13 protein-coding genes and 1 riboswitch are annotated in these 12,757 nt (G+C 45.7%); all 13 genes read right to left on the reverse strand.

Translation table 11 applies throughout. The features are described from left to right. Positions 1–46: 46 nt before the first annotated feature. The 13 genes from ytfJ to ASL11_RS13045 all read right to left on the reverse strand — a co-directional run bounded on the left by ytfJ (position 47) and on the right by ASL11_RS13045 (position 12,746). The gene (gene ytfJ, locus ASL11_RS12985) at positions 47–535 is read right to left on the reverse strand and encodes a GerW family sporulation protein (protein ID WP_056614514.1); all 489 of its coding nucleotides are present in this window, start codon (positions 533–535) and stop codon (positions 47–49) included. Positions 536–669: 134 nt separating this feature from the next. After that, the gene (locus ASL11_RS12990) at positions 670–1,374 is read right to left on the reverse strand and encodes a DUF2953 domain-containing protein (RefSeq protein WP_157256920.1); all 705 of its coding nucleotides are present in this window, start codon (positions 1,372–1,374) and stop codon (positions 670–672) included. A gap of 124 nt (positions 1,375–1,498) precedes the next feature. Continuing rightward, positions 1,499–2,104, reverse strand: a complete 606-nt coding sequence (gene scpB / locus ASL11_RS12995) for an SMC-Scp complex subunit ScpB (protein ID WP_056614519.1) — start codon at positions 2,102–2,104, stop codon at positions 1,499–1,501. Continuing rightward, complete coding sequence (locus ASL11_RS13000) at positions 2,088–2,879, reverse strand: segregation and condensation protein A (RefSeq protein WP_056614526.1); 792 nt, start codon at positions 2,877–2,879, stop codon at positions 2,088–2,090. Before ASL11_RS13000 ends, scpB begins: the two co-directional genes overlap by 17 nt. Positions 2,880–2,895: 16 nt before the next feature. After that, on the reverse strand, positions 2,896–3,537 hold the full coding sequence (locus tag ASL11_RS13005; protein ID WP_056614529.1) for a site-2 protease family protein: 642 nt from the start codon (positions 3,535–3,537) through the stop codon (positions 2,896–2,898). Next, the gene (gene ribH, locus ASL11_RS13010; protein WP_056614532.1) at positions 3,537–4,007 is read right to left on the reverse strand and encodes a 6,7-dimethyl-8-ribityllumazine synthase; all 471 of its coding nucleotides are present in this window, start codon (positions 4,005–4,007) and stop codon (positions 3,537–3,539) included. Before ribH ends, ASL11_RS13005 begins: the two co-directional genes overlap by 1 nt. A gap of 65 nt (positions 4,008–4,072) precedes the next feature. Beyond that, positions 4,073–5,302: a bifunctional 3,4-dihydroxy-2-butanone-4-phosphate synthase/GTP cyclohydrolase II gene (locus tag ASL11_RS13015; protein WP_056614535.1), complete on the reverse strand. Its 1,230-nt coding sequence runs from the start codon at positions 5,300–5,302 to the stop codon at positions 4,073–4,075. Between the two features lie 16 nt (positions 5,303–5,318). After that, positions 5,319–5,996 carry a riboflavin synthase gene (ribE, locus tag ASL11_RS13020; RefSeq protein ID WP_056614538.1) on the reverse strand — a complete coding sequence of 226 codons (678 nt, stop codon included), beginning with the start codon at positions 5,994–5,996 and terminating at the stop codon, positions 5,319–5,321. Positions 5,997–6,012: 16 nt separating this feature from the next. Then, positions 6,013–7,122, reverse strand: a complete 1,110-nt coding sequence (gene ribD, locus ASL11_RS13025) for a bifunctional diaminohydroxyphosphoribosylaminopyrimidine deaminase/5-amino-6-(5-phosphoribosylamino)uracil reductase RibD (RefSeq protein ID WP_200962427.1) — start codon at positions 7,120–7,122, stop codon at positions 6,013–6,015. 232 nt (positions 7,123–7,354) lie between these two features. Next, a riboswitch (FMN riboswitch) is annotated at positions 7,355–7,535 on the reverse strand. A gap of 166 nt (positions 7,536–7,701) precedes the next feature. Then, positions 7,702–8,889 carry a hypothetical protein gene (locus tag ASL11_RS13030; RefSeq protein ID WP_157256921.1) on the reverse strand — a complete coding sequence of 396 codons (1,188 nt, stop codon included), beginning with the start codon at positions 8,887–8,889 and terminating at the stop codon, positions 7,702–7,704. A 185-nt stretch (positions 8,890–9,074) separates the two neighbouring features. Continuing rightward, positions 9,075–9,506, reverse strand: coding sequence for a peptidylprolyl isomerase (locus tag ASL11_RS13035; protein WP_056614545.1), 432 nt, complete (start codon positions 9,504–9,506; stop codon positions 9,075–9,077). A gap of 117 nt (positions 9,507–9,623) precedes the next feature. Next, positions 9,624–10,955 carry a diaminopimelate decarboxylase gene (gene lysA / locus ASL11_RS13040; protein ID WP_056614548.1) on the reverse strand — a complete coding sequence of 444 codons (1,332 nt, stop codon included), beginning with the start codon at positions 10,953–10,955 and terminating at the stop codon, positions 9,624–9,626. A gap of 159 nt (positions 10,956–11,114) precedes the next feature. Further along, positions 11,115–12,746: a spore germination protein gene (locus ASL11_RS13045; protein WP_056614551.1), complete on the reverse strand. Its 1,632-nt coding sequence runs from the start codon at positions 12,744–12,746 to the stop codon at positions 11,115–11,117. Positions 12,747–12,757: the final 11 nt, after the last annotated feature.

Below are 12,757 nucleotides of genomic sequence, written 5' to 3' on the forward strand. Positions count from 1 at the left end.
CACAGAAAAAAGCTGTCCTCAAAGGACAGCTCATAATGACAAGAGGCTACACAATAAAATTCTGATTCTCAATATTGGTGACACTACTAGCTGCACTAGTCGTTGCTGGCGGCTTCGCTGACATTCCCTTGATCATACTTTGAATCTTGTCCACGACCTGCGGCGCAGAATCGATTAGGCGCTCCAAAATATGCGTTTGATTGTCTAACGGTACGACCTTCACACCATTCTTACCAACAACAAGGAAAGCAATTGGTGTAATCGAAACCCCACCACCGCTACCACCACCGAAGGGGAGAGCAACTTTGGCATTGAGTGCGTCGCCACGGTTTATTCCGCCTTCGATTTCGATTTCGGAGTCTGTCACAAACTCACTACCACCGGCAGCGAAACCAAATCCGACTTTGGAGATCGGCATAATGACACTACCGTCTGGCGTTTCGACCGGGTCACCGACAATTGTGTTTACGTCGACCATCTCTTTTATATTTTCCATGGCGACTTTCATGAGGCCTTGAATCGGGTGTTCAGACATCTTCATATTCCTCCTTAGCATTTTTTCACTATCATCATACGTTTCTGGCATCGAAAGCTCATGCATCAAGAACTCTAAAGAACTATCATGGTTCAGTTCTAGAATGCCCCTACTGACATGGGGTTATGTAAAACTCACGAAGCAGGTTTGAATCTAGCTCTCGCCTTCAACGCGAACTGGATCCAGGTTCGAATACCTCCTTTGATTTTAGCTGCTCGATACAACAGCCGTATGCCAGCTGTGACAGCAAACCACACCCGGATTCGACCGGCAAAACGAAACTCCGTTGCAAATTGCTTTTCATTATATTGTGGAATCACATCAATGCGCGGCTTCGCAATTAGCTTCACATACCGGATTGTAAAGCCAAGCAATGAGGACTTGATTCCCCATATGGCCCCCGTCGTTATCGCCGTTTCCGGAGCATCGCCAAGACCTACACGAGTAATCCACTTAAGCTCTGTGCACTCCACTTTAGCTAAGGTCATCTTCATCCAACCATACAAATTCAGCGTATGAACAAGAACGTCTTTCGCTTCCTCGTAAAAGGCGATGACTTTATCTTTGGTAATATGTTCTCTCGTTTCATCTTTCAGCTTGGCGTTATGTTGGGTCACTTTTTCAGACTTAATTAAAATCCCTTGGGTAAAACCTTTGAATTGAATGATCGGGATAACATAACGGTATCGCACGAGCCCAAACAACCCTCGCATCTCCACGGTAAGCGTATCATTATCTTTTACTCGGGAGAAATAAAACTCACCGCGCATATAGCTGCATAGCACAACGATAATGGCAATGATGATAACCAAGACGGCCAACCCTACCCACAGCAACACTTACGCCTCCTTAGCCAAAATGAACGAAAACTCCACGCGCAAGATGAATTCTCGCAGGTGGAGTTAGTATGACCTCTAAAAGGAAATGAAATGCATGTATGGATAAGCTTTAACTTAACATGGTCTACTCAGAGTGCTCGTCACTCACGTCGTCTAGTGTCAATTGTTTCTGATCCCCGCTTAAGCGATCGAATAGCATCCGAGTTTCTTCTTCTAAATCAAAACTACCTTGAAAGTTAGCAGAGTCTGGTAATTCTTGGATCGAATTTAAACCGAAATACTCCAAGAATTGTTTGGACGTGCCATATAAGATCGGTCTACCCACCGCATCTGCACGCCCTACCTCCGTTATTAAGTCCTTACCCGTTAACGTAGCGAGTGCTCGATCACACTTCACGCCGCGGATCTCTTCGATTTCAACACGTGTGATTGGTTGTTTATAAGCAACGATGGATAACGTTTCAAGAGCAGCTTGCGAGAGCGAGGAACGTGATGGCGTATAAGCAAGTCTTTCAAAATACGGAGCATGCTCCGCTAATGTAGTCAGTTGGTATGCGCCAGCAACTTCTACAATTTGGACGCCACGCCCTTTACGTTTGAAATCTGTTCGCATATCTTTCAGCAGATCTTTAATCACATAAGCATCAAGTTCCATCACCTCAGCAAGTTGCTTGAGATCTAGTCCTTCGTCGCCAGAGGCGAAGAGAAGTCCTTCAATAATCGATTTCATCTGTTGGAAGTTGAGTGTCAAGGTCGGTTCCCTCCTCTTTGGCTTGAATGACGATATCTTCAAAAAGCTGATTTTGGTAGCATGTGATTTTCTTCATTTTCATCAACTCAAGGATAGCTAGAAAGGTAACGACAATTTCTTCCCGCGTCATCTCATAATCGAATAGCTTGGAAAATAACAGCTTACCACCTTTTATTTTAAGCAAATCAACAACTTCACGAATCCGATCCTTTACCGAGATCTCATCCCGTCTGATCCGTGCAACTACGTTTCTGTTTGCTAACTTGCGCAAAGTACGCTGAAAAGCAATCAATAAATCAGCAACATCCAACCCTTCCACCGGGTTCTCTTGAAGATCCGGGAGATACGGCGTTAAATCCTCGGGTTCACGCGTGTAAACGAGGCTGCGCTCCACCTCTTTGTCCCGAAGCATATCAGCAATCGATTTATATTTCCGATATTCAATCAGCTTAGCAACGAGCTCAGCGCGTGGGTCTAACGAATCATCCATATCATCAAAATATTCGTCAAATTCAATGACAGGCGGCTTAGGTAAGAGCATTTTGCTTTTGATGGAGAGCAGAGTGGCAGCCATAACTAGAAACTCACTCGTAATATCTAACTCCAGCTCCTGCATTGCTTGTACGTACCCAAGGTATTGATCTGTAATTTCTTTGATCGGAATATTGTAAATGTCGAGTTCATTTTTATCAATTAGATGAAGCAATAGATCAAGGGGGCCTTCAAATGCTTCCAACTTATAGGTAACCTTCATGTCGTTCTTCCCCTTGTCATAGTGAATAAAGATGCATGATAACCTTTACGGCGTAAGGATAAATTCCGCTGAGTGCCCATTGTCCAATCGGAGTCACCATTAAAACGATTACAAGAATAAGTGCTTTGATCTGTTGTCTGTCTATCCATCGCTGTTTCGGAGTCGAGAGAAGCCCTCTCCATATATACCATCCATCAAGCGGATAGAGCGGCAACAAATGAATGAGTCCAATCATTAAGTTAACGATAACACAATATTGTAAATACACACGCCATTGTTCCACAACGAGCGATTCCGATGCTGCACCAAGAAGGGCAGGTAAGTAAAAGTATAGCCACCAAAAAAATAGCACGAGTACAAGATTCGTGAGAGGTCCCGCTAGATAAACAATGGTAAGCGATAGTTTTTTATTCTTGGGAAAACGGTTCGAGTCGACAGGCATTTTCTTGGACCAGCCATATGGCCCGAAGACGATCATCGCCAACCCCAAGACGTCAAGATGCGCCAAGGGGTTAAGCGAAAATCGTTTGCTATCACGAGCTGTTCGATCTCCTAGCAGCCAAGCGACCCCAGCATGCGCTGTATCATGTAAGGTCATAGCAATTAGGAATGCAAACAGCCGCGGCAGCAGTGTTTCTAAATGGTAATAAGCCAGCATTACGAAGAGAATTGCTTCGTCAAATTCGCCATTTCAATCGCAGTTACGGCAGCTTCCCAGCCTTTATTGCCTGCTTTCGTACCTGCACGCTCAACTGCTTGCTCAATGGAATCCGTTGTTAATACACCGAAGATTGTAGGAATACCTGTTTTCAAGTTAATAGCCGAAACACCTTTGGCCACTTCGCTGCACACATAATCAAAATGCGGCGTTGATCCACGAATAACGGCACCTAGGGTAATGACAGCATCATACTTGCCGCTTTCGGCCATTTTTTGCGCGATAAGAGGAAGTTCAAATGCACCTGGAACCCACGCGATATCAACTTCACTTTCATCCACACCGTGACGTTTTAACGCGTCTTGTGCGCCGCCAAGTAGTTTGGAAGTGATAAACTCATTGAAACGTCCTACGACGATCCCGTATTTTAAATTTTGCGAAATTAAATGTCCTTCATAAATCGTAGCCATGGTAAGAATCTCCTTTTCTTTTGAACCGTATTAGTTTAGTATGTGGTCTTCACTCATTCACAAAATTAAATGCCTTTGCCTACGTCGATAAAGGTAAGCATGTGGCCTAGCTTCTGTTGCTTAGTTTGCAAATAATTAAGGTTATCTTTCTTGCTTTCCATTTGAATCGGGACGCGCTCATCTACTTCGAGACCATAGCCTTCTAAGCCTTTGATTTTACGCGGATTATTCGTCAACAAACGAAGTTTCGAGATCCCAAGATCTTTGAGAATTTGAGCACCAATGCCATAATCACGAAGATCTGGAGCAAATCCAAGCTTAATATTCGCTTCTACGGTGTCTAATCCCTGCTCTTGGAGGACATAAGCCTTCAATTTATTGATTAAGCCGATACCGCGACCTTCCTGTCGCATATATAATAATACACCATTGCCCTCTTCATCAATCTGTTTTAGTGCGGCGTCCAGCTGTGGACCACAATCACAACGATGAGAATGGAACACATCACCTGTCAAACACTCCGAGTGCACTCGCACCAAAGTTGGTTTGGAAGGATCAATGGTCCCTTTAACTAAAGCTACATGTTCCTTATCATCCAATTGATTCGTATACGCAATTGCCTTGAATATACCGAAATCCGTTGGCAGATCCACTTCAACCTCACGCTTCACCAACTTTTCTTGTTGATTGCGATACTGGATAAGGTCTTGGATCGTAATGATACTAAGCTCATGCTTCGCGGCAATTTCCATCAGATCTGGCACTCTTGCCATGGTACCATCTTCTTTGATAACTTCACAAATAACGCCTGCCGGATACGAATCAGCAAGAATAGCTAAATCGATTGCTGCTTCCGTATGACCTGCTCTGCGGAGTACACCGCCTTTTTTGGCAATCAAAGGGAAAATGTGACCTGGTCTACGGAAATCCTGCGGTTTTGTTGTCGGATCGATTAAGCCTTGAATCGTTCTAGAACGCTCATGAGCTGAAATCCCTGTGCTTGTATCTGTATGATCAACAGAAACCGTGAAGGCTGTACCGTGATAATCGGTATTGCGCGCTACCATCGGAGGCAGATCTAGTTCTTTGGCTCTGTCTTCGGTAATCGGTGTGCAGACGAGCCCACGCCCTTCTTTAATCATGAAGTTGATCACTTCAGGGGTTGTTTTATCAGCAAGGGCGATAAAATCGCCTTCGTTTTCCCGATCTTCATCATCTACAACAATAATTACTTTACCTAATTTCAGATCCGTAAGTGCCTCTTCAATCGTATTGAACCGAATGGGTTGTGTCATATACACCTCTCCTAACTTACATAAAGCCATTATCTGCTAAAAAGCTTGCGGTCAGCTTACTTTTCTTAGGCTCTCCATTTCCGTGAGCAGAAGTTTCAGAAGGACCGAATTTGAGTAGTCGTTCCATATATTTGCCAAGAACATCACATTCAATGTTGACTGTATCTCCGGCTTTTTTATCGTAGAGAACCGTTTGCGCAAGTGTATGCGGGATAATCGAAACGGAAACATCGCTTTCTGTGACATCTACAACCGTCAAACTAATCCCGTCTATCGTGATGGAACCCCCTGGAATGATGTAGCGGAATATATGCGGATTCTCCGGTGCGAACCGGTAAACAACAGCATTCTCGTCCGGTATACGGGAAAGGATCGTAGCTGTGGCATCCACATGCCCTTGGACAATATGTCCGCCAAAACGGCCATTCGCTGCCATTGCCCGCTCCAAATTCACACGCGTACCCGATTGCAACTTCCGTAGATTCGTCTTCCGATACGTTTCAGGCATCACATCAACGGAGAAAGAATCACTATCATACGAAATAACCGTAAGACATACGCCATTAACGGCAATGCTGTCTCCTAAATGGACATCTTCCAGTATCTTTTTGGCGCCAATGGTCAGCACCATGGCTTGCCCTCCACTATGAATGCGGCGCATGTGGCCGATTTCTTCAACAATGCCGGTAAACATGCCACTCCTCCATTCTCTAGCTCTTATACAACGGATAACCGGTTATACAAACATCCGGCCCGAATTGCTCGACACGCAGTCGGTCGAGCGTTATGGCGTCATCCATCTTCGCGTAGCCGTCGAAGTGGATGTTCACAGGTGCTGCCTGACCCCCGCCGACAATTTTCGGCGCAAACATCAGCACCAGCTTATCGATCAGGCGCCGCTCCAGCATGGCGCCGTTCAAGCGTCCTCCACCCTCGAGGAGGATGGAGCTGATCTCGCGCTCGCCGAGCTGCTGCATGGCGAGCGTCAGGTCCACCTGCGGGCCGTCCCCGCAGGTGAGGACCGTGATGCCGCGCGCTTCCAGCGCGGCACGGCGTTCTGCGGGCGCCTGTGAGCTCGCCAGCAGGATCGTCGGCTGACGATCCTGCTCGGTGAGCACGCGGGCGCCGAGCGGGACTCGCAGCTGCGAGTCCGCGATGATGCGTACCGGCTGCACAGCCGGTACGTCGCCGCGCGTGCTCAGCTGCGGGTCGTCGGCGATGACGGTCTGCACGCCGACGAGGATACCCTGATGCCGATGGCGCAGGGTATGAACATAAGCTCGCGACTCCGCGGATGTAATCCACTTGCTGTCGCCTGTTTTGGAAGCGATGCGGCCGTCAAGGGTGCTCGCGGTCTTCATCGTCACGAATGGCATCCTCGAGACGATGAATTTATTGAAAGCCTCATTCAGCTTCTCAGATTCTTCACCTAGTAAGCCTACACTCACTTCCAAACCGTGCGCGCGGAGCTTGGCGATTCCCGTCCCAGCAACTACCGGATTCGGATCCGTGGTAGCCACAACAACACGAGTCACACCAGCTTCGATGAGGCGGTCACTGCACGGCGGCGTTTTGCCATAATGACTGCAGGGCTCCAAGGTCACATAAGCTGTACTCCCCTTAGCTTCCTCGCCCGCCATACGCAACGCCAAGACCTCTGCATGCCCTTCTCCGCGCTTCAAATGTGCACCCATGCCAACAATGCGGCCCTCTTTGACAAGAACACACCCTACTACAGGATTAATTCCCGTTTGTCCAAGTGCACTCTCCGCCATCTGAAGCGCAAGTCTCATATAGGTTTCGTCATTTAACAGCTCCAAGAGTGATCACCGCCTTCTTAATCCAATCCTTGTTTCTAATGCAAAAAAGCCCCTTCCGCTTACGGATGGGGGCCAGAGATTGTTTAGATAACACGAATAAACTTCAGCTATTACGCTTGTCACATTTTTGATCAAATCAAACAATACCGACGAGGTAGTCACTTTGGACAGACCTGCCGAATTTAGGTTAATGTGAAAAAATGAACAAGCATGCTAGCGAATTGGCATTCGCATTTTCCTTCTCCCATCCAGACTATACTGTCGGTCCCGGAATTCCACCAGGTCAACCGTAGCGAAGCTGTTGTCAGGTACCGCTAGCTTCACAACGGGTCACGGACTGATCGCAACCATGTACACGTACATGCATACGAATCACCGCCGGTGTGGAATTTCACCACGCCCCGAAGGTTTTGCATACTATAAAAGAGATTAATAACTAAACCATAGCTACTAATTTCTTTATTACACAAAAATTTATCACTCACGCATGAAAATTGCAAGGTCTTTTTTCATTTTTTCTGATAAAACTTGTCGGAATTAATGGATTTGGAACTCAACCTTGTTGAATTTACTATGAATTCATTGTTCTAATAATGCAATATCTGAACAAATCGTTCCTTCTTCCCAATGAGGATTCGCATAGCCTGCGGGTGCATTCAGATATGTCAACCAAGCCTTGTCGAAGCCAGCTTTCTTCTTGGCCGATACACAAGCGTTATGTTGGTCAACGCCTCTGTTCACCTCCGTTAAAAGTTCTTTCCGCAGCATTGAAAAACGTTTGATTGTACGGTCGAACTCCGCTTCCTTATCGGAATTCATCCCACCCTGTACCCACTCACCTTCAAAGATAAAAGCATAATCTTGATAAGACGCAGCTTGCATATTGATGGCTTCTGAATAATCACGTAACGCCTGATCCCTGTATCCATGCGATTCAGCCCACATGCCATTTATCAGACGATGATACGGTGTAGGTGATTGCACATAGACGCGCTCAGTCCGTTTAAGCGTATTTTCAACAACCTCATACGTCTCAGTGAATTCCTGCTGCCACGGTCCCGCTCCAACTGAACCGATTAGCCCACCTGACAACTGAAGTTTCCTATCTCGAATTTCCGCTTTGGATTCACTGGCTATTACAGCTGCTCCCACGTATGTTTCAAGTTTTCTACCTACCCATGAAGACACGGTATATTCGGAAAAAGTGGTGTGCGCGCCGCTATTTATGGATACCCAAACAACCTCTGGCTTGCTATCACCTGTAAGATCATCAATGGTCATGACCTTTGTTCGACCGTTATTCGCAGATGAAAAATGTAAATACTGAAGGGTGTACTGGTTATCTTCATCAAAATCAATGATGACCCCATAAGACTTTCGTTCCTGTACCAAGCCTGTTTGCTCATCCAGAATATCCTCAACTAACACAGTTACCCATTCATTCGCAACTCCATCTTGATCTAGATCCGTCTGGATGACACTTAACAACTCATTCTTGGAATCGTATGCCGATACTCGTGTTTGAAGCCATTCCGTCATATCAGGCATAGGTTCATTGAAGTGGCTAAGCTCTATTCTTAGTTGCTCAATCAAAGGTCGCTTCACCGTTTCTGAGGGCGTTTTAGCTACATCTACATCTGAGATCAAGGTGACATGTTGCGGGCTTTGAACGGGGAGTGTGGGCCGCTCTTTTCCTGTCAAAGTGAATAAACAGAGTATACCCATCCCTATACCCGCACCTACATACATAAGCCATTTCTTTTTCAAACAGACATCACCTTTCATACGTATTCCCTTTTTAAGTTTGACGTATCCGGGTTCAGATAGGTTCTGCTTGATGTGTTGGTTTACGGAGTAACTAAGGATACGGGATTCGGGGGATAGCCCCTCACTTATTCCACAAATACAAAAAACTGCCCAGACCTAAGTCTGAGCAGTTCATATAACAGAAATTATACTTCTACAACTTCTACTTTTTCCATTTTGTCTTTGCCTTTGAATGCATCAACAAGCTCCATACCTTTGGATACTTTACCGAAAACCGTGTGTCCGCCATCCAAATGTGGTTGTGGTTGGTAAGCGATGTAGAATTGGCTTCCACCAGTGTTACGACCAGCATGCGCCATCGCTAGGGAGCCGCGCTCATGTTTGTTCGGGTTGATTTCACAGTTGATTTGGTAGCCAGGGCCACCAGTTCCTGTTCCAGTTGGGCAACCACCTTGTGCTACGAATCCTGGGATTACGCGGTGAAAAACAAGTCCGTTGTAGAAACCAGAGTTTGCTAGTTTTTCAAAGTTAGCGACAGTATTAGGTGCATCTTTCTCAAAAAGATCGATAACAACCTCTCCGCCACCTGCTAGTTGAATTTTTGCTTGTTTTGCCATTATGTGGTTCACTCCTTTAGGAAATAATATCTTATTCTACTATGAATGACTGCATTACACAAACAGCAGGAGGAACCCAGCGTAACTCTAGGGCCTTCCGCTGTTTTCATGATGCCTTTATACCGTTTTGCTCACTTGTTTCATTCTCGCTGGAATCACGTCATTCCCTACGATTTGATCAAAAGATTCACGTTTCACGACAAGGTCGCTTTGACCGTCTCTGACAAATACAACCCCCGGTCTACGAATTCGGTTATAGTTGCTGGCCATCGAGTAATTGTAAGCTCCTGTACTCGACACCGCCAAAATATCACCTGACGCAACCTTCGGCAGATTCACATCCCAGATCAGCATATCGCCGCTTTCACAGCATTTGCCGGCAATCGAAACAACTTCAGCTGGCTGTTCTGCAGCGCGGTTCGCGAGACCCGCTTCGTATACAGCATCATATAGGGCAGGACGCGGATTGTCAGTCATACCGCCATCCACGGCCACATATTTACGAACACCGGGAATATCCTTCGTTGTGCCAACCGTGTAAAGCGTTGTCCCTGCATCGCCTACGATGCTCCGACCCGGTTCAACCCAAATTTCCGGAAGCGGATAGCCGTTGCTGCCGAAATTCGTTAGGATCGCATCAGTAATCGCCTTCACATACACAGCTACAGGTAGAGGTGTATCTTCACTCACATAACGAATTCCGAAGCCACCGCCAAGGTTGATTACTTTGAACGTGACATCTAATTCTGTCCGTACATGAATTGCAAATTCGGCCATTTTCTCAGCCGCGATACGGAACCCTTCGACTTCAAATATCTGCGAACCAATATGCGAATGAATGCCCAAAAGATCTAAATTGGATAACTGCGATGCCTCTTCAATCGCGCGGAATGCAGATCCATTCCCCAAATCGAAGCCGAATTTGGAATCTGTCTGGCCTGTTGAAATATATTCATGCGTGTGCGCCTCTACACCTGGCGTAATCCGCAATAAAATTTTCACTTTTTGGCGTTTCTCAGCTGCAATCGCATTTAACATTTGCAACTCGATAAAGTTATCCACGACGAAGCATCCAATTTTGGCATCAATGGCCATTTCCATCTCAGAAATGGTTTTGTTATTCCCATGGAAATGAATACGTTCAGCTGGGAAGCCTGCTTGAAGCGCTGTATACAGCTCGCCATCGGATACAACATCCAAAGACATACCTTCTTCTTCGACGATTCGGCACATCGCCATTACACAAAACGCTTTACTTGCATAGGCTACTTGAAATTTCAGCCCAGAAGCTCCGAAAGCTTCAACGAATTCACGACAGCGCTGACGTACGAGTGTCTCGTCAAAAACATAGAGAGGCGTACCGTATTCGGCAACTAACTTTGTCGTATCAACACCGCCAATTTCGAGGTGGCCTTGGTCATTTATTCTACTGGTACCATGTAAATACATAGCAATATTTTCCCCTCTCTACTTGAACCTTCCCTATGCCAAATTCCGCTAAAGAGGTCGCATACATACTAATAAAAGTACCATAGTGCACGCGTATTTGACAATACATGCGCCTAGAACAAACAAAAAAGGGCAGGAAGATTCCAGCCCATTTTTAAGCTATGATTTAGGTTGACGAGTACCATCAATTGGCTTCGTAATGCTAAGTCTTGTTTTGCTTGCTAGTACTGGACGACGAAGCAAGATTGCGAAAAAGCTCTTCGCATTAAACGGGATAAACGGCCACATATAGGGAGCATCATAAGATTTCTTTGAAGCTAACATAATTAGCCATAATGTGGAGCCAATCACAAACCCAGGAACTCCAAAAATAGACACTGTTATTAATAACGCTAGCCTCACGATTCGATTCGCTAAACCTAATTCATAGCTTGGGGTAGCGAACATCCCGATTGAAGCGAGTGCTAAGTAGAGGATGACCTCGTTGATAAAGAGTCCTGTCTTAACAGCAATATCTCCGACCAATATCGCGGCCACCAACCCCATCGCAGTTGCAAGCGGTGAAGGGGTATGTACCGCTGCCATCCGCATGAGATCAATTCCTATATCTGCAATCAGGAATTGAATGAGGAGCGGCAACGTCCCTTCCTTCTGCGGCCCAAGGAATTCTAATCCCGCTGGTTTTAGGGAAGGCTCCATCACCATTAGATACCAGAGTGGCAGCAAGAAGATCGACATCATAATGCCGGCAAAACGTACCCACCTCAAATAGGTACCGATAAATGGTGTATTCCGATATTCCTCAGCATGTTGTACATGATGGAAAAAGGTCGTCGGCAAGATCATGACGCTTGGAGAGGTATCCACAAACACACAAACATGACCTTCTAGTAGATGTGCAGAGACTACGTCCGGCCGCTCCGAATAGCGCACCATGGGGTATGGATTCCAACCCTTATTTACAATCACTTCCTCTAATTGCTTCTCACCAAGGGGCAGACCATCAATATCTACTTGTTTCATTTTGTCTTTAATATCTTGGACAAGTGCCGCATCCGCAATATCATTAATATATCCGATACAGACATCTGTCTTCGTACGCTTACCGATTTGCATGATTTCAAGTTTAAAACGCTCATCACGAATGCGTCGTCTAACAAGGGTAACATTCACTAACAGCGTTTCTACAAAACCATCGCGCGAACCTCTAACCACACGTTCTAAATCTGGTTCTGCAATCGATCTAACAGGGAAGCTTTTCGCATCAACCGCAATGGCCGTCGTTACTCCCTCAATGAAGAATGCAGTCCCACCCATTAACACTTGTCCAACAATCTCCGACATTTTCGTATAATGCTTCACTTGAATATGTGGGATTAATTTTTCAATAAAAGTTTCCAACGTATGGTGAGCCACTGCTTCACTATCTGCATAGGTCAGTCGAGTAATAATGTCCGTCAACACGGTATCTTTCGCGAACCCGTTGCAGTAGAAGATACCGACGCGTTTAGAGCCAAACACCATCTCTCTCATCACAAGATCAAAACTCCGATTTAAGCCGACCCTTTCTTCTAATACGCGCTGTACTTCTCGCAGACTTTTTGGAATATCTTCTTGGATCTTAAGTGCCTTCTCTTTCGGTGTCATATTCGTAATGGGATTATAGGCCGATAAATTCCCTTCCTCATCAACAGTTAACTTTTCTTCTTGATTATCTTGTTTATCATCGTCCTGTAGGTCTTGCAATTTCTCCTCTTCGCTGTTTTGACCATTTCGAACAATAAATTTCATTGGTGCGCCAC

Origin of the sequence: Paenibacillus sp. Soil750 (assembly GCF_001428045.1) — a bacterium.
Taxonomy (GTDB): Bacteria; Bacillota; Bacilli; order Paenibacillales; family NBRC-103111; genus Paenibacillus_E; species Paenibacillus_E allorhizoplanae.

Coding starts and splice junctions, on each gene's coding strand:
- ASL11_RS13000 (WP_056614526.1), bottom strand. CDS start 2,879: ATGAAGGTTACCTATAAGTTGGAAGCATTTGAAGGCCCCCTTGATCTA.
- ribE (WP_056614538.1), bottom strand. CDS start 5,996: ATGTTTACCGGCATTGTTGAAGAAATCGGCCACATGCGCCGCATTCAT.
- lysA (WP_056614548.1), bottom strand. CDS start 10,955: ATGTATTTACATGGTACCAGTAGAATAAATGACCAAGGCCACCTCGAA.
- ASL11_RS13015 (WP_056614535.1), bottom strand. CDS start 5,302: ATGACACAACCCATTCGGTTCAATACGATTGAAGAGGCACTTACGGAT.
- ASL11_RS13035 (WP_056614545.1), bottom strand. CDS start 9,506: ATGGCAAAACAAGCAAAAATTCAACTAGCAGGTGGCGGAGAGGTTGTT.
- ribH (WP_056614532.1), bottom strand. CDS start 4,007: ATGGCTACGATTTATGAAGGACATTTAATTTCGCAAAATTTAAAATAC.
- ytfJ (WP_056614514.1), bottom strand. CDS start 535: ATGTCTGAACACCCGATTCAAGGCCTCATGAAAGTCGCCATGGAAAAT.
- ASL11_RS13045 (WP_056614551.1), bottom strand. CDS start 12,746: ATGAAATTTATTGTTCGAAATGGTCAAAACAGCGAAGAGGAGAAATTG.
- scpB (WP_056614519.1), bottom strand. CDS start 2,104: ATGAAATCGATTATTGAAGGACTTCTCTTCGCCTCTGGCGACGAAGGA.
- ASL11_RS13005 (WP_056614529.1), bottom strand. CDS start 3,537: ATGCTGGCTTATTACCATTTAGAAACACTGCTGCCGCGGCTGTTTGCA.